The 19,436-nt window shown below is 73.7% G+C and carries 17 protein-coding genes; 13 read left to right on the top strand and 4 right to left on the bottom strand.

The window, feature by feature from the left end:
- Positions 1-184 precede the first annotated feature (184 nt).
- The gene (locus BCL65_RS17915; RefSeq protein WP_165799915.1) at positions 185-355 is read left to right on the top strand and encodes a hypothetical protein; all 171 of its coding nucleotides are present in this window, start codon (positions 185-187) and stop codon (positions 353-355) included.
- 83 nt (positions 356-438) lie between these two features.
- Positions 439-1,239: a CPBP family glutamic-type intramembrane protease gene (locus BCL65_RS03885; RefSeq protein WP_106265405.1), complete on the top strand. Its 801-nt coding sequence runs from the start codon at positions 439-441 to the stop codon at positions 1,237-1,239.
- A gap of 64 nt (positions 1,240-1,303) precedes the next feature.
- Here BCL65_RS03885 and BCL65_RS03880 read toward each other — a convergent pair whose 3' ends face one another.
- On the bottom strand, positions 1,304-2,044 hold the full coding sequence (locus tag BCL65_RS03880) for a DUF305 domain-containing protein (RefSeq protein ID WP_106265403.1): 741 nt from the start codon (positions 2,042-2,044) through the stop codon (positions 1,304-1,306).
- A 102-nt stretch (positions 2,045-2,146) separates the two neighbouring features.
- Here BCL65_RS03880 and BCL65_RS03875 point away from each other — a divergent pair, with 102 nt between their 5' ends.
- A complete protein-coding gene (locus BCL65_RS03875; protein ID WP_181340709.1) occupies positions 2,147-3,577 on the top strand; it encodes an LVIVD repeat-containing protein in 1,431 nt (476 codons plus the stop codon).
- 154 nt (positions 3,578-3,731) lie between these two features.
- Here BCL65_RS03875 and BCL65_RS03870 read toward each other — a convergent pair whose 3' ends face one another.
- A complete protein-coding gene (locus BCL65_RS03870) occupies positions 3,732-4,181 on the bottom strand; it encodes an SRPBCC family protein (RefSeq protein ID WP_106265399.1) in 450 nt (149 codons plus the stop codon).
- Between the two features lie 107 nt (positions 4,182-4,288).
- Complete coding sequence (locus BCL65_RS03865) at positions 4,289-5,290, bottom strand: DMT family transporter (RefSeq protein ID WP_207767657.1); 1,002 nt, start codon at positions 5,288-5,290, stop codon at positions 4,289-4,291.
- 59 nt (positions 5,291-5,349) lie between these two features.
- Between BCL65_RS03865 and BCL65_RS03860 the strand changes: the two genes are divergently transcribed.
- From BCL65_RS03860 to aztD, 3 genes are all read left to right on the top strand, one after another.
- Positions 5,350-6,678, top strand: a complete 1,329-nt coding sequence (locus BCL65_RS03860) for a YibE/F family protein (protein ID WP_243400769.1) — start codon at positions 5,350-5,352, stop codon at positions 6,676-6,678.
- A complete protein-coding gene (locus BCL65_RS03855; protein ID WP_165799916.1) occupies positions 6,675-7,496 on the top strand; it encodes a potassium channel family protein in 822 nt (273 codons plus the stop codon). The genes BCL65_RS03860 and BCL65_RS03855 overlap by 4 nt, the downstream gene beginning before the upstream one ends.
- Positions 7,497-7,614: 118 nt before the next feature.
- Positions 7,615-8,988, top strand: a complete 1,374-nt coding sequence (gene aztD, locus BCL65_RS03850) for a zinc metallochaperone AztD (RefSeq protein WP_106265395.1) — start codon at positions 7,615-7,617, stop codon at positions 8,986-8,988.
- Positions 8,989-9,013: 25 nt separating this feature from the next.
- On the opposite strand, the gene BCL65_RS03845 is transcribed toward aztD, so the two are convergent.
- The gene (locus BCL65_RS03845) at positions 9,014-9,850 is read right to left on the bottom strand and encodes an MBL fold metallo-hydrolase (protein WP_106265914.1); all 837 of its coding nucleotides are present in this window, start codon (positions 9,848-9,850) and stop codon (positions 9,014-9,016) included.
- Positions 9,851-9,949: 99 nt separating this feature from the next.
- Here BCL65_RS03845 and BCL65_RS03840 point away from each other — a divergent pair, with 99 nt between their 5' ends.
- From BCL65_RS03840 to BCL65_RS03805, 7 genes are all read left to right on the top strand, one after another.
- On the top strand, positions 9,950-11,326 hold the full coding sequence (locus BCL65_RS03840; protein ID WP_106265393.1) for a sensor histidine kinase: 1,377 nt from the start codon (positions 9,950-9,952) through the stop codon (positions 11,324-11,326).
- Entirely contained in the window at positions 11,323-12,030 is a 708-nt protein-coding gene (locus BCL65_RS03835) for a response regulator (protein ID WP_106265391.1), read from the top strand. Before BCL65_RS03840 ends, BCL65_RS03835 begins: the two co-directional genes overlap by 4 nt.
- Positions 12,031-12,155: 125 nt before the next feature.
- A complete protein-coding gene (locus tag BCL65_RS03830; RefSeq protein WP_106265389.1) occupies positions 12,156-13,043 on the top strand; it encodes an ABC transporter ATP-binding protein in 888 nt (295 codons plus the stop codon).
- Positions 13,040-14,272 (top strand): ABC transporter permease, encoded by a 1,233-nt coding sequence (locus tag BCL65_RS03825; protein ID WP_106265387.1) that lies wholly within the window; start codon positions 13,040-13,042, stop codon positions 14,270-14,272. The genes BCL65_RS03830 and BCL65_RS03825 overlap by 4 nt, the downstream gene beginning before the upstream one ends.
- A 47-nt stretch (positions 14,273-14,319) precedes the next feature.
- Positions 14,320-15,960, top strand: coding sequence for an outer membrane protein assembly factor BamB family protein (locus BCL65_RS03815; RefSeq protein WP_125206463.1), 1,641 nt, complete (start codon positions 14,320-14,322; stop codon positions 15,958-15,960).
- Positions 15,961-16,033: 73 nt separating this feature from the next.
- On the top strand, positions 16,034-17,728 hold the full coding sequence (locus tag BCL65_RS03810; RefSeq protein WP_125206464.1) for an outer membrane protein assembly factor BamB family protein: 1,695 nt from the start codon (positions 16,034-16,036) through the stop codon (positions 17,726-17,728).
- Between the two features lie 57 nt (positions 17,729-17,785).
- On the top strand, positions 17,786-19,432 hold the full coding sequence (locus tag BCL65_RS03805) for an outer membrane protein assembly factor BamB family protein (RefSeq protein WP_125206465.1): 1,647 nt from the start codon (positions 17,786-17,788) through the stop codon (positions 19,430-19,432).
- The last annotated feature ends 4 nt before the right edge of the window (positions 19,433-19,436 follow it).

Below are 19,436 nucleotides of genomic sequence, written 5' to 3'. Positions count from 1 at the left end.
CGACCCGGGGGCCACCTCGTCGTGGCCTTTCCGTCGCCGGAGGTCCCTCGCAAGATAGCCCTTCTGTGATGCAGGCAACATTCGGGCGTGTGACGGGCGTGTGACGCGGCCCAGCAGGCATCCGGGCAATCCGGGCAAAGACCTCAGGATGCACGGGCAACCAGAATCGCGCACCATAGGGCGCATGTTGTGGTGGGGGGCTGTCCTGGTCGTGCTCGGCGTCGCGCTGGCCGCAAGGTCGGTGTGGACGGCGCGGCGCGGCTCGACGGGCGCGCACGGGATGCTCATCGCCGTCGGTGTCGGTCTCGTCTTCTGGGGGCTCGTGCTCGGCGTCGTCGCCGCCGTGCGGGCGTGACATCCCGGCGACCGGCCCGGCGGCCTGACGAACCTGACGGCGTCCTCCCGCTGGCCGCCCGCTCCCGTCGGTAGGGTGCGCTCATGGTCGCCCGCTACGCCGCCGCCGTGCTCGTCTGCGGTTCCGCCATCCTCCTGTTCGCCGTGCACGTCCGTCCGCTGGGCTACGTGCCCCTCGTGGCCGGCGTCCTGCTCGGGCTGCTGGTGGACCGGGCGCTGGGCAAGCACCTCGCGCTCATCGCGGCGGGCATGGCGATCGTGTCGGCCATCCCTCTCGCGGCGGACCTCTCGAACGCCGGGATGACGCGGTTCACCGTCGCGCTCTCGTTGGCCGTGCTGGTGCCGTGGGCGCTGTCCCGGTTCGTCCTGCGGGACGACGACGGCGCGGGTGCGGTGCGCTTCCCCGTCGCCACGGGACGGCGGTGGACGCGGGGGCAGTGGATCTACCTCGCGGCCGTGGTGGTCATCGGCTACCTGATCCTGCCGCCGTACTTCCTCGGGTCCGGGGCGTACCTCAACTGGCCGTCGCTGGAGGGCGACACCGACATCGCGCGGCTGTTCGTCGGCGTGAACGCCGTCGGGCTCTGGGACGAGCTGTTCTTCATCTGCGTCGTGTTCGCCCTGCTGTGCCGGCACTTCCCGGTGCAGGCCGCCAACGTGCTGCAGGCGATGGTGTTCGTGTCGTTCCTGTGGGAGCTCGGCTACCGCGAGTGGGGGCCGGTCCTGACGATCCCGTTCGCGCTGGTGCAGGGCTGGATCTTCGCGCGGTACAAGTCGCTCTCCTACGTGGTGGCCGTGCACCTGCTCTTCGACGCGGTCGTCTTCGGGGTGCTGGTGCACGGCCACCACCCCGAGCTGCTGGACGTCTTCGTCACCGCTCCCTGACGCTCGTGCGTGCGGGCAGCGGGTCAGGAGGCGGGGCGCATCGGCGAGCCCGGACCGTCCGGCCTCACAGCCCGTCGAGGAGCTCCTGCATACGGCCGATCTCGGCGAGCTGACCGGCGCCGATGTCGTTCGCGAGCTCGTGGGCGCGCTCGTCGACGCCCTCGGTCATCACCGTGGTCGACATCGTGATGGCACCCTCGTGGTGCTGGATCATGCCGGCGAGGTAGAGCTCGTCGAACTCCGCACCGGACGCCTGCTCCAGCTCGGCCAGCTGGGCCTCGCTGAGCATGCCGGGCATGCCCTCGTGGTCGTGGCCGGCGTCGGGCTGCCGAGGGCCGGATCCGTCCCCCTCCTCGACCTCGACGGGGACGGGCAGGTCGCGTTCCTGCAGCCAGGCCGCCATCCCATGGATCTCGGCGCCCTGGGTGTCGTAGATCCGGCTGGCCAGCGAGCGGACGGCCGGGTCCTGCGCGCGGTCGGGCGCCAGCTCGGACATGTCGAGGGCCTGGCGGTGGTGCAGGATCATCCCGGTCACGAAGTCGGCGTCGGCCTGGTTCCACTCCGGGCTGCGGTCGCGCGCCTCGTAGTCCTCGGGCTGGACGGTGGTGTTGCCCTCGCCGGGACGGCCCGGCTGGACGACGACGCTCGACGGCGGGACGGCGTCGTCGGCGGGGTCGTCGGCGGTGCACGCGGCGACGGGCGCGGCGAGCAGGAGCGTGACGGCCGCGGCGGCGACCCGTGGCGGGCGCCGTCGTCGGGCACGCTGGACGAGCCTGGGCGGAGGCTGGAGGTCCACTGTCACCATCCCGTTAATTCTCGGCGCTTCGCCTGGTGACTCACGTCACATCAGGCCAGAGTGGGGTGACACTACCAAGGAGGTGTGACGCCAGTGCGTCAACTGACAACGATGCAGCGACGCCGAGCGCTGGGGGCCGGGGCGATGACCGGACTCCTGGCGCTCGGCTCGTTCGCCGTCGCGGCACCGGGCTCGGCCGAACCGAGCGACGGGTCGGAGCTGCCCGCCCAGAGCATCGCCGCTCTGGACGACTCCAGCGCCCCGGCCTCCCTCACCGACCCGGGCACCACGGACTCGCTCAACATGGAGCTGCTCGCCAACATCCCGAAGAACGGTGCCTTCGCGTCCGAGGGCTCCTACAGCTCCGACCTGGCGTTCCAGGGGGACTACGCGTTCGCCGGGAACTACGACGGCTTCACGGTGTACGACATCAGCGACCCGGAGAGCCCGGAGCAGGCCGCGCAGGTCGTGTGCCCCGGATCCCAGAACGACGTCTCCGTCTACGGCGACATCCTCGTGCTGTCCACCGACTCCTGGCGCACGGACGACTCCTGCTCGAGCTCGTCGATCTACCCCGTCGGCGTCGACTACTGGGAGGGTCTGAAGATCTTCGACATCTCCGACCCGACCGACCCGCAGTACGTCTCCGCCGTCGAGACCAAGTGCGGCTCGCACACCCACTCCCTCGCGCCGACGAAGAACGGCAAGACGCTCTACGTCTACGTCTCGTCGTACTCGCCGAACGCGCTGCTCTCCGGGTGCCAGCCGCCGCACGACAAGATCTCCGTGGTGAAGATCCCGACCAAGGCCCCGGCGGACGCGGCCGTCGTGTCGGAGCCGGTCCTCTTCCCCGAGGGCGGCTACACCAACACCTCCGGCTGCCACGACATCACCACCTACGTGAAGCTCGACCTCGCGGCCGGCGCCTGCATGGGTGACGGCATCCTCATGGACATCTCCGACCGGGAGAACCCCGAGGTGATCTCGAACGTGCGCGACACCGAGAACTTCGCGTTCTGGCACTCGGCCACGTTCAACAACGACGGGACCAAGGTCGTCTTCACCGACGAGCTGGGCGGCGGTGGCGCGGCCACCTGCAACCCGGACGTCGGCGAGACGCGGGGCGCGAACGGCATCTACGACATCGCCGACGGCGAGCTCGAGTTCCGCAGCTACTACAAGATCCCGCGGACCAACACGAACACCGAGAACTGCGTGGCCCACAACGGGTCGCTCATCCCCGTCAAGGGCAAGGACATCATGGTCCAGGCCTGGTACCAGGGCGGCATCTCCGTGTTCGACTTCACCGACTCGGCGAACCCGACCGAGCTGGCGTGGTTCGACCGCGGCCCGCTCTCCACCGAGCGGCTGATCGTGGGCGGCTCGTGGTCGGCGTACTACTACAACGGGTACGTCTACTCGAACGACATCCAGCAGGGCTTCGACGTGCTGGCGATCGACGACGCGGCCGGCGTCGGCAAGCAGAAGCCGAACACCTACAGGGAGCTCAACCCGCAGCAGCAGGTCCGCTTCCACGGCTGACGGCCCACGGCCACGGCTGACAGCCTGCGGCCACGGCTGACGGCTCGGCGCACGACGACGGCCGGCCACCCGTCGCTCCCACGGAGGGGAGCAGGGTGACCGGCCGTCGGTGCGCGCCGGACGACATCGGGGACGTCAGCTCACGTCGCGGACGTCAGCTCACGTCGCCGCGCCAGGCGCCGGTCTCGGCGCCGCGCGACTCGATGAACGACTTGAACTTCTTCAGGTCGCCCTCGACACGGCGGTCGTCGAAGTTGAGGGCGGCGCCGACCTTCTCCTTGGCACCCTCCGGGTCCCAGTCCATCTGGACGGTGACCCGCGTCTGGGCGTCGCTCAGCCGGTGGAACGTCACGACTCCCGCATGGTCGGGGCCGGTGGTGCTGCTCCAGGCGACACGCTCGTCGGGGTGCTGCTCGGTGATCCGGGCGTCGAACTCGTGCTCCGTGCCACCCACCTTCGTCTTCCAGTGCGTGGTCGTGTCGGTGAGCTGACGGATCTCCTCCACACCCTCCATGAAGTGCGGGAAGTCCTCGAACTGCGTCCACTGGTTGTAGGCGGTGCTCACGGGGACGTCGACGTCGATGGACTTGGTGACGCTTTCCATGGATCCTCCTTCGTGTCGGTGACCCCACCGTGACCCGGATGCGGGTGTGCTCGCACGTCGAGCCCGACGGCCCCGGGTCTGCGCTGGTCAGCCTCGGTTTTCGGGGTTCAGCGCCGCCGTCGGCGGAGCAGCCGCGCCTCGACGACGGGCACCGTCACCGCCACGAGGGTCAGCGCGGCCCCCGCGAACATGGCGGGGCCGGGCGCCGCCACGCCGGGGACGACGACGTCGAGCAGCAGCGCCCCGACGATCTGCCCGGCGATCATCCCCAGCGCCAGCAGCAGCACCCCGATCCGGTGGACCACGGCGGCCTGGATGGCGATGAACACGATCCCGAGCAGCCCGCCCGAGTAGAGCACCAGGTCGAGCGGCCACTGCGTGGGCAGCGTGCCGGTGGGTGGCCCGACGGCCAGCACGGACACGCCGAACGCCACCGCCAGCGCCGCCGTCCCGACCACGAAGTTGCCGAAGGTGGCCGCAGCCACCCCGGCGAACCGGTCGCCGGGCGCGGCGGCCACCCCGCGTACGCGCCCGTTCATCGCCTGCTGCCACGACTGGAACGCCCCGGCCAGGAACGGGATGACGGCGAGGCCGACGGACGGCACCGTCCCCACCGAGCCCGAGACGGCGATCCCTACCGCGACGACGGTCAGGAGCGGTCCCAGCGCCCGTCCGAGCGTGATCAGCCGCACGCCGCCCGGGGCGAGCCCGAACCGGTCGACCAGCAGCGAGCTGGTCGACTGCCCCGCCACGACCGCCACCATGAACAGGGCCACGCCGAGCGTCGCGGCGGTCAGGCCCTGGGCTGCGACGTAGAAGCCGCCGGCGGTCCCGCCCAGCACCTCCCACCACCGCAGGCGCCGGGTACGCAGGCCCGACAGGACGCGTCCGACGGCGCCGCGCGCGGCGGGCCAGCAGGCCAGGGCGAGCAGCAGCCACAGCAACCCGGACCCGAACGAGACGACCGCCGCGCCGAAGCCGCTGCCGACGTGCTCGGCGAGGGAGCCGTTGACGCGGGTCTGGAGTGCCGCACAGAGTCCGCCCACCACGGCGGCTCCGACGCCGACGATCGCGGCGGTGGAGGGCGCGGGGACGGCGGCGTCGGTCACCACGGGAGTCTACGGCGCGGGCTCCCGACGGGTCCCGGGCCGCGTGGCAGCATGACCGCGTGACGACCGAGCTGGAGCCCCGCCGGGCACGCCACGCCGCCGCTCCGCGGGACGGCTCGCCGGACGACGGCCTGCCGCCCGGAGGCCATGCGCACTCCCACGGCGGGCCCGTCCCGCCGGCCCCGTGGCGCACCCGACTGGTGCTGGCGCTGCTGGTGCTGCCCGCCCTGGTCGCCACCGCGTTCGGGCTGTGGACCCTGTGGCCGTCCCCGGCCGACGTCCCCGAACGCATCCCCGTCGTCGTCGAGGGCAGCGAGCTCGTGGTGGTCACCGTCGTCGGGCCGCTCGAGGAGACGGCGGACGAGTCCTGGCCCACCATGGAGGACGCCACGGCCGGGGACGTGGCGATCCGGTTGCCCGACGGCGGCACGTCCGGCATGCAGGCCGACCCGCGGTTCGAGCTGGAGCCCGGCGAACGCGTGACGGCGCTGTACATCGGCGACTTCGCGGACACGGTGACGCCGTACGTGTTCATGGACCACCAGCGTGACGTCCCCTTCGGCGTCCTCGCGGCGGTCTACGCGCTGGTGGTGCTGCTGGTGGCGCGGTGGCGCGGGCTGGCGGCGATCGCGGGGCTGGCGGTGGCGTTCGCCGTGTTCGTCGGCTTCACGTTCCCGGCGCTGCTGGCGGGGGAGAGCGCGATGGGCGTGGCCCTCGTGACGTCGTCGGCGGTGATGCTGGCCGTCCTCTACCTGGCGCACGGCCTGACGGCGCGGACCACCGTGGCGCTGCTGGGCACCCTGGCCGGGCTGGCGCTGACGGCGGGCATCGGCACGTGGGCGACGGGTGCCGCGCACATCACCGGGGCGTCGGACGAGCTGGCGCAGAACCTGACCATCATCGCGCCGTCGGTGGACCTGCGGGGCATCGCCCTGTGCGGCCTCGTCCTCGCCGGCATGGGCGTGCTCAACGACGTGACGATCACCCAGGCGTCCGCGGTGTGGGAGCTGCGCTCGCTCGCCCCGACGGCCCCGCGACGGGTGCTGTTCGCGCGGGCGATGCGGATCGGCCGGGACCACATCGCCTCGACGGTGTACACGATCGCGTTCGCGTACGTCGGCGCGGCGCTGCCGCTGCTGCTCACGGTCTGGCTGCTGGACCAGACACCGCTGATGACCATCACCTCGGGCGAGATCGCCGAGGAGGTGGTCCGCACGCTCGTCGGGTCGATCGGGCTGGTGCTGGCGATCCCGATCACGACGGCGATCGCGGCGGTGACGGTGCCCGGCCCGGACCCGGACCCGGGCCTCGACGCGCGCACCGCGCCCGGCTCGTCCACGATGGGGACGAACCCATCCCTGGAGGACGCCGTGCAGGACCGCCCGTGACCAGCCCCGACGCGGGCGGCGACCCGGACGCCCATCCGCGGACCGACGCTGACCCGCACGCTGGCGTCGATCCGCACCTGGACGGTCCGCGGGGCTTCTTCGCCCGCCGGCAGCAGCCGCCGGAGGAGGGCGACCTGTTCATCGACCCGCGCTCGCGGTGGGTCGACCGGTTCGGGCTGCTGCTCGTCCTGGCGGCCCTGACGGTGGCGCTGCTGTCGCTGGTCGACATCCACGCCGGGCCGGCGGCTGTCGGCGCACAGGTGGCCGGGCTGGGGACCACCCTCACGGTGGGGGCGACGCTCGCGCTCGCCCTGCGGGCGTCCGGGCTGCGGGCGCGGTGGCGCCGCTGGGGCTACGTGCTGGTGGGCGCGCTGATCGTGCTGTCCCTGGTGGTGGTCCTCGTCCTCGAGACGCCCGACGAGGTGACGTCGGCGCCACCGCTGCTCCTGCTCATCGCGGCGTGCGCCCCGGTGGTGGTGGCGCGGCGGCTGGTGCAGCACCGCGTCGTGACGCTGGCGACGCTGCTGGGGGCGGTGTCGGCCTACCTGCTGATCGCGCTGGCCTACTACTACGCGTTCCTCACGGTCGACAACGTCACGCAGGGACACTTCTTCGGCACGGAGCAGTCCACGACGTCGTTCATGTACTTCAGCCTCACCACGATCACGACGCTGGGCTACGGGGACCTGGCGGCGGTGACGCCGCTCGGGCGGCTGCTCGCGACCAGCGAGGCGATCATCGGGCAGGTGTACCTGGTGGTCTTCGTGGCGCTCATCGTCAGTCTGGCCGCCGGGCGCCGCCAGCGCGCGCTCGGCTGAGCCGGACGAGGCCCGTCTTGATAACCGTTCTCATGCGTGGTTGACTCGGCGGAGCATGATGCGAATGATTCTCGTTCGCATCCTGGTCCCCTGTCGCTGAGATGGAAAGTCACCACCCATGAGCTCCCGTTCCCGCGCCGCCACGGCGCTCGCCCTGGCCCTGCCGCTCGCGCTCGTCGCGGCCTGCGCCACCGAGTCCGAGGACCCGGCATCCGCCGGGTCCGCGGGCAGCACCGCCGACGAGTCGGCCCCCGCGGCGCCCACCGAGGTCCAGGGCCGCAGCCCGCGCCTCGCCGTCACCTACGACGGCGGCATCAAGGTGCTCGACGCCCAGTCGTTCGAGGAGCTCGCCGACCTCGAGCTGGCCGGCTTCAACCGGCTCAACGCCGCCGGTGACGGCCGGCACGTGCTCGTCTCGACCACCGGAGGGTTCCAGGTGCTCGACACCGGCACCTGGGGCGAGGGGCACGGCGAGCACTTCCACTACTTCACCGCCACGCCGGACCTCACGGACGTGACCTACGCGGCGCAGCAGCCCGGCCACGCCGTGGTGCACGACGGCGTCACCGCCCTCTTCGACGACGGCACCGGCCTGGTGCAGCTCGTCGAGTCCGCCGAGATCGCCCATCAGGAGGGTGTCGAGGACGTCCAGCTCCCCGAGGCCCACCACGGCGTGGCCGTCCCGCTGAGCGACGGCTCGCTGCTGGTCACCGACGGCAACGAGGACGAGCGTTCCACCGTCCGCGTCCTCGACGCAGACGGCGAGGAGATCGTCGCCAGCGACGACTGCCCCGGGGTGCACGGGGAGGCCGTGGCCGAGGGCGAGGCCGTCGTCGTCGGGTGCGAGGACGGCGCGCTGATCTACGCCGACGGCACGGTCACGAAGGTCGAGACGCCGGACGACTACTCCCGCATCGGCAACCAGGCCGGCACCGAGGCGTCGCCGATCATGCTCGGCGACTACAAGACCGACCCGGACGCCGAGCTCGAGCGCCCCACGACCGTCAGCCTGATCGACACCCGCGACGCGAGCCTGGAGCTCGTCGAGCTGCCGGCCTCGTACACGTTCCGGTCGCTCGCCCGCGGCGACGACGGCGAGGCGCTGGTGCTCACCACCGACGGCGACCTGCAGGTCATCGACCCGGAGACCGCGGAGATCACCGCGTCCATCCCGGTGCTGGACGAGTGGGAGGAGCCGATGGAGTGGCAGGAGCCGCGCCCGGCCGTGCTCACGCTCGACGGTTCCGTCTACGTCACCGACCCGGCGAACGACGCGATCCACGCGGTGGACCTTGTCGAGGGCGAGGTCTGGGCCACCGGCGAGCTCGGCGTCACGCCGAACGAGATCGCCGGCGCGCTCGGCGAGCCCGAGCCCGAGCACGACCACGCGGAGGGCGAGGACGACCACGCCGAGGACGAGCACGCGGAGGACGAGCACGCGGAGGACGAGCACGCGGAGGACGAGCACGCCGACGAGGACCACGACCACTGATCCGTGCGGCGCCCCGCGCGACACCTCACGTGAGGTGGTCGAAGTCCCCGCGCACCCATGCCGCGTGCCGTCGTGCTGATCTCAGCACGACGGCGCGCGCGTCGGCCGGGATCACGCCGTCGAAGTTGTTGTACATCCGGTCGAAGGGTCGCCGGGCCACGTGCCCGGCGACCCGCAGCGCCACCGCCCCCGACAGCGGGATGCGGTTCGGGTAGCTGCGCAGGAAGCTCGCCGTGCGGTCCGGGTTCGCGAAGATCGTGTCGCCCGACAGCAGCACGCCCCGGCCGCCCGCCCCCGCGGCCCAGTGGACGACGGCGGAACCCGGGAAGTGCCCGCCCGGCTGGCTGAGCGTCACCCCGGGGAGCACCTCCCGCTCGCCGGACCACGGCACGATCGAGTCGTCCGGGCGGGCGACCCAGCCGGCGTCGGCCTCGGCGACCAGGACCGGGACCGGTCCGGCGTCGCCCGCGAGGCGCCGGCTCCACTCCACCTGCACCCCGAACATGTGCGGATGGCTCGCCGCCACGGCGACGACACCCGCGATGCCGGCGAGGTCGCGCACGGCCGCGGCGCCGTCGTCGTCCACGAAGCCCAGCGGGTCCCACAGCAGCGACCCGGCCGGGGTGCGCAGGAGCTTGGCCTGCTGCCCGATCCCGACGCCGGGCGTGGTCTGCAGCCCGAACAGGTCGGGCTCCAGCTCCTCGACCTCGATGTGCCGGCCCTCGGCGGCGAGCTCGTCCAGCGTGGTCCAGGACTGGCCCGACGCCGGGACCCACTGGCGCTCGTCGGCGCAGATCGCGCAGACCTCGGGCCGTGTCGCGTGCTCGACGGCGCAGGTCCGGCAGATCCAGAAGGACGTCATGGCCACAGGCTGGCACGGGGCCGGCCGACCCACCCGGCGGGCCGGCGCCTCCGTCGTGCGACGGATCCCGCCGCACCGCCGACTCCCTAGGCTGAGGGGATGCCGCGCCCCCACCCCGCCGAGGTGATCGCCGAGTGGTTCGGCGTCGACGCCGACTTCGAGAGAGTCCCCGCCGACCCGCCCACGGCCTACCGCCGCGACGTGTGGCTCGGCCTGGCGCTCACCGTCCTCGCCGTCGGCGGCATGGAGCTGACCCGCTCGGCGGGCTACCTCGCCCAGTCCGACGACAGCCCGGCCTGGCTGCTCTACGTGCTGGCGGGGGCGGGCGCCCTGCCGCTCGTGGTCCGGCGCCGGTACCCCCTGACGGTGCTCGCCGTCGTCTACGCGCACTTCCTGCTGGTCGGTCTGACCGTGCCGGTGGTCCCGCTGAGCCAGGTGCTGCAGGTCGTGTACTTCATGACGCTCTACACGGCGGTGGCCTGGGCCCGTGACCGCCGCGCGATGCTCATCGTGGTCGCCGTCTGCCTGGCCGCGATGTTCGGCTGGCTGTTCTGGCAGGTGGCGGTCAGCACCGGCATGCAGCAGTACGCCGAGAGCGAGGGCCTGCTCGACGACCCGCCGGGGTTCCTGTCGCCCCTCGACGCGATGATCGCCCAGACCTGGCTGACGAACATCGCCTACTTCCTCGGGGCCATCGCCCTCGGCCAGGTCACGTGGCACGCCGCCCGGCGGCGCGCCCAGCTCGCGGAGCAGGCCGCCACCATCGAGCGGCAGGCCGAGGAGCTCGGCCGCCGCGCCGTCGTCACCGAGAGGCTGCGCATCGCGCGCGAGCTGCACGACGTCGTCGCGCACCACGTGTCGGTCATCGGCATCCAGGCCGCGGCCGCGCGGCGCCTGCTGGCCAAGGACCCCGGCTCTGCGGCGGTGCCGCTGAGCACGATCGAAGCGGCCTCGCGCGACGCCGTCGAGCAGATGCGCGGGCTGGTCGGCACGCTGCGCGACATCGGGGACGACGGCGGCACGGCGGGCGGCGGGGACCGCTCGCCCGAGCCGGGGATCGCCGACATCGAGCGGCTGGCCGGCGCGGACGGCGGGCTCGAGGTGACCTACGCGCTGGTCGCCGAACCGGCGGGTGCGGAGGAGGCGGTGTCCGGGCCGATGGGTCTCAGCCTGTTCCGCACGGCGCAGGAGGCGCTGGCCAACGTCCGCAAGCACTCCACGGCGCGTGCCGCGAGCGTCACCGTGCGGGTCGACCGGCGCCCGGCCGCCGACGACGCCCGGTTCCGCGGCGGGTACGCCGAGGTCGAGGTGATCGACGACGGCCGCGCCCGGCCCGGGTCGTCGGGCTCGGGCCTGGGGCTCGTGGGCATCCGTGAGCGGGTCGCGACGCACCACGGGGTGGCGGAGATCGGCCCCCGCGTCACGGGTGGGTACCGTGTGCGCGTCCGCCTGCCCCTGCCGCTGGAGGAGTCATGACCACCGTCCTGCTGGTGGACGACCAGGCGCTGGTCCGGTCGGGGTTCCGTCTCATCCTGTCGGTGGAGGACGACCTCGAGGTGGTCGGCGAGGCGGCCGACGGCGCCCAGGCCGTCGAGGCGGCCCGCAGGCTGCGGCCGGACGTCGTCCTCATGGACGTGCAGATGCCCGTCATGGACGGGATCGAGGCGACGCGGGAGATCGTGGCGCAGGACCTGTCCCGGGTGCTGGTCCTGACCACGTTCGACGACGACGCCTACGTGTTCGACGCCCTCGGCGCGGGTGCGTCCGGGTTCCTCCTGAAGAACTCCGACGCCGAGCACCTCGTCGAGGCGGTGCGCACCGTGGCCGAGGGCCAGGCGCTCCTGTCTCCCCAGGTGACGCGCCGCGTGGTGGACAGGATGGTGGGCCGGGGCTCGGCGGCGTCCGGCGACTCACCGGCCGGTGCGGTCGGATCCTCCCCGGCCGCGGTCCCGCACCCGACCGGTGCACCGGCGTCGGCGCCCGGTGTGCAGCTCCTGACACCCCGCGAGCGCGAGGTGCTGGTGCACGTGGGACGAGGGCTGTCCAACGCGGAGATCGCGGCCGAGCTGTTCCTCGGCGAGGCCACCGTCAAGACGCACGTGTCCAGCGTGCTGTCGAAGCTGCACCTGCGCGACCGGGTGCAGGCGGTGGTCTACGTCCACCAGCACGGGGTGACGTAGCGGAACGTCCGGCATCACGCCTGGATGGCTGCACCAGCACGACGGCGGTCCGTCTCGCGGGGGAGACAGGCGATTCCGTCTGGCGGCGGATCCGCGCCGGGGCCTGGTTCCGTAGCGTCGGTGCCATGACCACGCTCGAGGTCCACGACCTGACCAGAACCTTCGGAGACCGCCGCGCCGTCGACGCGGTCTCCTTCCAGGCGCCCGGAGGGATGCTCACCGGGTTCGTCGGCTCCAACGGTGCCGGCAAGACCACCACCATGCGCATGATGATGGGCGTCCTGTCGATCACCTCGGGTGAGGTGCGGTTCGGCGGGGCACCCGTGACCCGCGCCGACCGCCGCACGTTCGGGTACATGCCCGAGGAGCGCGGCCTCTACCCGAAGCAGCCCGCCATCGACCAGCTCGTCTACCTGGCGAGGCTGCGCGGCATCCCGGCCGCGGCCGCCCGGACCGAGGCGATGGAGCACCTCGACCGGCTCGGGCTGGCCGAGCGGGCCAAGGACCACGTCGAGAAGCTCAGCCTGGGCAACCAGCAGCGCGTGCAGATCACGGCGGCGCTCATGGGCCGGCCGCGTGCCCTCATCCTCGACGAGCCGTTCTCCGGCCTGGACCCGGCGGCCGTCGACGGCATGGTCGACCTGCTGCGTGAGCACACCGCTCGCGGCGTCCCGGTGCTGTTCAGCTCGCACCAGCTCGACCTGGTCGAGCGCCTCTGCGAGCGGCTCGTCATCCTGCGCACGGGCGAGGTCGTCGCCGACGGCACGCCCGCCGAGCTGCAGGAGGCGGGCACGGTGCGCCACCGGCTGGTCCTCGACTCCGACGCCGGGTGGGTGCGCGGGGTGCCCGGCGTGCATGCCGTGGACGTCGACGGTCCGACGGCGCTGGTCGAGCTCGCCGACGACGCCACCACGCAGCGCCTGCTCGCCACCGCCCTGGAGCGCGGCCAGGTCCGCGAGCTCAGCCCCGTCCGGCCTTCCCTGGCCCAGATCTACCGTGAGGTGACGGCATGACCACCGTGAGGCAGAACTCCTCGAACGCGCCGGCCCAGGAACCGCCGGACGACGGCTCCCGGGGCGCCTGGCTCCTGGTGGCGCAGCGCGAGATCGTGACCCGGGTGATGAACAAGGCGTTCGTCATCGGTCTGCTGGTCTCCCTCGCCGTGATCGCCCTGCTCGCCGCGTTCTTCACGTGGCAGTCCACCCGGGTCGACACGTACACGGTCGCGGTGGCGGGTTCCGACGCCACGGCGGTCGCGTCGGCGACGGCGGCGGCCGAGCTGGCCGACGCGGAGGGCGGCAGCACCGAGCTCGAGCTCCTCGAGGTGGCCGACGACGACGCGGCGCGCGCCGCGCTGTCCGCGGGCGACGCGGACGTGTGGCTGCACCCGGGCGGCGACGGCTGGGTGCTGGCGGGCGAGGGTCAGCCGGACAGCACCGTCTCCCGCCTGGTGGGTACCGCCGTCGAGCAGGAGGTGCTGGCGGCCAACGCCGAGGCCGCCGGGACCACTCCGGCGGAGCTGTCGGAGGGCGCCGCGCTCACCACGGAGGCGCTGGACCCGGACGCGATGGGCGAGGACACGCTGTTCTTCGCGAGCTTCGCCCTGTCGTTCCTCTTCTTCGCCGGCGCGATCGGTTCGGGGATGATGATCGCGAGCTCGGTGGTCGAGGAGAAGCAGTCGCGGCTGGTGGAGATCATCGCGACGGCGGTGCCGCTGCGCCAGCTCCTGGCCGGCAAGATCGTGGGCAGCTCCGTGATCGCGGCGGGGCAGAACCTGCTGTTCGCGGCCGTGGGGCTGGCCGCCGTGGCCGTCAGCCCGATCGCGATCGCGCTGCCCGCGCTGTCGACGTCGCTGATCTGGTTCGTCGTGTTCTTCACGGTGGGCTTCCTCGCGCTGGCCGCGCTCTACGCGGTGGCCGGGGCGCTGGCCAGCAGGTCCGAGGACCTGCAGTACACCTCCACGCCGATGACGATGCTGGTGATGGGCGTCTACTTCCTGACGTTCACGGCCTCGGGCTCCTTCCTCACGGTGCTGTCGTACGTCCCGGTCGCCAACGTGGTCGCGATGCCGGCGCGGGTGCTGTCGGGCGACACGTCGTGGTGGGAGCCGGTGGTCTCGCTGCTGATCCTGGCGGCGTTCGCGGTGCTGGCCCTGCTGGTCTCCGAGCGCGCGTTCCGCGGGGCGCTGATGCAGACCGGCGGCCGGATCTCCTGGAAGCAGGCGCTGCGCGCGGAGGCCTGACCTGCACATGGGGTTCGTGACCAGCCGCTGGTTGGTACGTTGCCCTGGTGGCCCGACGACGTGACCCCGGCATGGTCTCCTTCGACGTCTCGTCCGACAACGAGACCGAGGGGGCCGACGGCGGCGCGCCGGCCGGCCCGCACGGCCCGCACGGCCCGGCCGGCCCCGGGCAGGGCGACGGCTGGTTCGTCCGCCGGGTCGGCCGGCCCGCCGCTCGCCGCTGGAGCGCGGTCCCGCGGCGGGCCCGGCGGATCACCGTGACCGCCACCGCCGCGGTCCTGGTGCTCGGCACCGGCGCGGCCGTCGCCGTCGACCACCACCTCGACACCGAGCACGCCGAGCGTCTGGCGGCCGCACCCGGCGGCGTCGTGGATCTGTCGGCCCCGGTGGAGCCGACCTGGGAGGTGGCGAGCGACCACGGGGTGCTGGCCGTGCTGCCCGGCGGCGTGGTCGTCACCACCGCCGGGTCGGAGGTGCTGGCGGTCGAGGCCGCCAGCGGCGCCGAGGTGTGGCGCCACGACCTGGGCGTCCAGCCCGACTGCGGCCCGCGGCAGCGGACACCCGCCGATCTGACCAGGCCGGTGGACCGCATCGTCTGCCTCAGCGGGGCACCGTCCCGGACGGTGACCGTCGTCGACGCGAGCGGTGACGTGCTCGGTCAGCGGGACATCGGGCCCGCGGCGACGACCCAGGACGAGCAGATGGCGGGCCAGGGGGACGGCCACGTGCGGGCGGCGGTGCCCGCCGCCGGCGGTGCGGTCGCCGTCCTCGAGCGGAGCGACCTGGTCCTGGACTCCGCGATCTCCCCCGCCGAGGCGTTCGCCGTGCTGGAGGAGCATCGCGCGGAGGGCACCTGGCGGGACCCCGTCCTGCGGATCGAGGACGCGCGGACCGGGGAGGTCCGGGCCGAGGAGACGCTCGAGGTGGGGCGGGACGACCTGGAGGGCTGCGGCCTGGGCAGCTGGAGCGACGAGCCGGGAGGGCAGGTCTGGTTGACCGCGCATCTCGGTGCGGAGCCCGCGGGCACGGCGCTGTCGTTCTGCGGTCTCGGCGTATGGATCGCCGCCGACGGCACGGTGCAGGACGCCTTCCCGCGGCGGACGGTCGACGGTGACCTGCTGGAGTACACCGAGGAGGGCACCCGGATCATCTCCGGCGACGACGCGGACGACGACGTCGTCCTGCCGGGGTTCGTCCTCGAGCCGCACGCCACCGACGGGACCGAGGGCCCGTTCGTCGCCCACGACGGCGACGGTGCGCTGGCTGCCTTCGACAGGTCCGGCGAGCGCCTGTGGACGAAGGACATGACGGTGTGGGACGTGCTCGCCCGCGCCGGTGGGACCGTCGTCGTGTCCGGCGAGGCCTCGGGTCTGACGGGCCTCGACCTGGCCACCGGGGAGGAGCTCTGGTCCCGGGACGACCTCGTCGAGGGCGCGGGGGGCTACGGCGTGCCGGGTACCGGCGGGGCGGTCACCGACGGCACGGTGGTCGCGGTCGTGGTCCCGGGCGATCCCCGTCTGGTCGCGCTCGACCTCGCCGACGGCAGCACCCGCTGGAGCGCGGACGGCGAGGCCGCGACCGGTCTCGTCGCGGTCGACGGTCACCTGCTCGAGCACGACGCCGGCGGCATCCCGTCCGGCGGCAGATCGGCCGCGACGGTCGAGGGGGTCCTGCGGGGCCTGGGCTGACCGGCCGGGGCCGGCCAGGAGTTCGCCCGCCGTCGGGCGGGCCTCGCGCACGGCGGCGGGCTACGTTGCTCCCGTGGCCCGACGACGTGACCCCGGCATGGTCTCCTTCGACGTCTCGTCCGACGCCGACGCCGGTCTCGAGGGGGACGACGGCGGTGCGCCCGCGGTGGCGGAGGCGCGCCCCGGGTGGTGGTCGCGCGCCGGCGAACGGTGGCACCGCGCGGACCCTCGGCAGCGCCGGCTGTTCGCGGGCGTGGCGGGCGGGCTCGCGATCGTCCTGGTCGGCGGCACGGCCGTGGGAGCCGCCGTCGCCTCGCACACGCAGACGGAGCGGCTCCGGAACTCTCCCGGGGGAGTCGTCTCGCTCGAGGGTGAGCTCGCCGCGGTGTGGCGGGTCGAGGGTGGCGGCGTGCCGGTGGTGCTCCCGGACGGGCTCGTCGTGCTGGCGGAGGGCGACGACGCGGTCGCGCTCGACGCCGGCACCGGCGAGGAGCGCTGGCGTGCCGCGCTCGGGGCGGACCCGGTCTGCGGCCCGCAGCCGCGCCTGGAGAGCGGCGTCGAGTGGGCGATGCCGAGCGAGCTCGTCACGTGCCTGCACGGACCCACCGACGAGCGCGCCGTGACGGTCCTCGACGCGGCGGGAGACGTCGTCGGGCAGCGCGAGCTCCCGGGCGCGGAGTACGGCGGCGAGGACCGCGACGTCGCACCGGCCGCCGACGGCGGCCTGCTCGTGGTGGAGCACGACACCGACATGCCCGACCGCCTCGACCACGCGACCCAGGCCGGGGCGCGGGCGGCGATCCGGCGGGTCGACCCGGAGGAGGCGAGGGTGCACGTGGAGGACGCCGTGACCGGTGACGTCCGGTTCGAGGTGCCGACCGGCGCACCCTCCGGCCGCCTCCTGGACGAGTGCGCCTTCGTGTGGGACCGGTCCGACGGCAGCTTCCCGCGGAGCTTCGACCAGGCGACCCCCTTCCGGATCGAGGTGTCCCCGCCACGGACCCTGGTGGCGTCACCGGCGCTGGTCGGCTACCAGTGGTGCGACGTCGGCGGGGCGACCACGACGACCGGGGCGGTGCTCGTCGAGAGCACGGGCGAGGACGCGGTGTTCCTCGGGGGTGTCGCAGCCGTCGAGGCGTACTCCGCCGACCGGTTCGTCGTCCCGTCCCAGGATCCGGCCAGCGGTGAGATCGGCTCGGACCTGGTCGGCGCCGACGGGTCCGTGCTCCTCGAGAGCCCGACGCGCCAGGTCGCGACGCCCGGGGCGTCGGTGGACGCCGACGAGTCCGTCGTTCTCGCGACCGACGGCTTCGGCCAGGCGCTGACCGGCCTGGACCCGGCGGGGGAGGAGCTCTGGCGCCTGGACCACGAGGCTGCCGGCGTGCTGGCGCGGGCCGGCGACGTGGCCGTGGTCGCGGGCAACGAGGACCTGGTCGGGGTGGACGTCACCGACGGCACCGAGCGGTGGCGCGTGGCGATGAGCGCTCCGGAGGGCCGGCCGTACGCCTGGCCGACGTCGGCCGTGACCGACGGCGACCGGGTGACGGTCGCGCTCACGGCGGTCACGGGTGACGACGACCAGGTGGGCGAGCTGCTCACCGTGGACCTGGCCACCGGGACCGCGCGCCGGGAGCGGCTCGGCGCCGGGACCGTGCCGTACCTCGCCGCCGTCGACGGCCACCTGCTGCTGCAGGAGCTGACCGTGCCCCCGGACTCGTGGGTGGAGGAGGCCGACCTCACCTCGGTGAGTGTGCTCGCTCCGCGCTAACGTCGAGGGGTGGGGCGGCGGCGTCGAGCCCCTGAGGGGGCCTACACGTTCGACCTCGTGCCCGACGACGGCGCGGAGGCCGCGGGCTCCCCTGCGGCCGGCCCGGCCGCACCGGCACCTTCCGACCCGCCTGCCGCCGTCGGCGCCGGACCCGCCGTGCCGTCGTCTCCCGGGCCGGGCGCCCTGTCCCGCGCCGGTCGGCGGTGGCGCGGCCTGTCCCGCGGCGTCCGGCTCGGTGCCGTCGTGGTGGCCGCGACCCTGGTGGCGACGGCGGTGGTGGTCGACGGCGTCCTCGACCGCGGGCGGTCGGCCGAGCTGCGGGCCGCCGCGGGCGGCGTCGTCGACCTGTCGGTGCCGCCGACCGAGGCCTGGCGGCTCGACGACGCGGAGGCCGGGGTGCAGATGCCGGGCGGGCTCGTCGCGGTCGCGGGCGGCGTGGCGGCCGTCCACCGCAGCGACGAGCTGCTCGGCATCGACATGCTGACGGGGCAGCGGCGCTGGACCGTGGACCTCGTGGACCGGGCCGCGGCGTGCGGGCCGGGGCTGGCCTTCTGGGCCGAGACGGTCGAGCTGACCCCGACGGCCCAGGTGGTGTGCGTGGGCGAGGCGGTCTCGGGGGAGGTGATGGTGACCACCGTGGACCCGGACGGGACGGTGCTGGGACGTCGCGCGGTCGCGGAGGACCACGACGTCGTGGTGCCCGGACCGCAGGGCACGGTGCTCACGGCGACATGGGTGGGCGAGGCCCGCGCCGTCGACGTCCAGCTCCGCGGCAACCCGATGACCGACCTGACGGTCGTGGGCACGATCGACGACGGGTACGACCTCGAGGTGCGGGCCACGGACGCCGTCACGGGTGCGGAGCGGTGGTCGGAGGTGGTGCCCTTCGGCGAGGTGATCGACTCCACCCAGTGCGTGCGCTGGAACACCGGGGGCCGCACCGTCGAGCTCGACCGCCGTGGCGACGTCGACCACATGGTCAGCGGGCGCCTGGTCGGTTTCTCCGGTTGCGGCGTGCTGGCGTACTTCACCCCGGACGGGCAGCGGCTGGACCTGACCGGCCTGGAGGACGCCGAGGGGGAGGTGGTCCGGCGCGTGCGGCCGCTGGCGGACGGCGGGTACGCGGTGTCCGCCGGGCCGTGGGGCCAGGCGTCGTGGGAGTTCCAGGTGCTCGGCGCCGACGGCCGGCACCGGTTCGACCTCGAGGGCCGGCTGCTGGACCCGCTCGCCACGGACGGGCGTCCGGACGGGCAGCGGCTCGTCACCGGACGGGGCGAGACCCGCGCCGTGGGGCCTGAGGGTGCGACGACGTGGTCGGTGCGGCTGGCCGCCACGCGCTACCTCGCCCGGGCGGGGGGCACCGCCGTCGTGCTCGACGAGCGTGACCGGGTGGTGGGCCTCGACCTCGCCACCGGCGAGGTCCTGTGGGTGCGCGAGGACCTGTTCGAGGCGTACGCGGCGCTGAGCGACGGGCCGGACGGCCAGGTGCAGTCGGTGTTCACCGACGGGAGGGTGGTGGCCCTCGTGGTCCCGACCTACACCGACACCGGGGTGGTGTCGCGGTGGCGGGCGATCGACGCCATCACGGGGGAGGACCTGTGGTCCACCGACCTGCCCGAGGACGGCTGGGGCGTCGACGTCGCCGTGGACGGCCACCTGCTGCGGTGGTGGCCCCTGGGGCTCGCGGGGTTCACCACCTCATAGGGGG

The sequence above is a fragment of the Isoptericola halotolerans genome (assembly GCF_003003075.1).
Lineage (GTDB): Bacteria > Actinomycetota > Actinomycetes > Actinomycetales > Cellulomonadaceae > Isoptericola > Isoptericola halotolerans_A.
The sequence above is the reverse complement of the archived record's forward strand: the minus strand, read 5'-3'. Positions and strand labels throughout refer to the sequence as shown.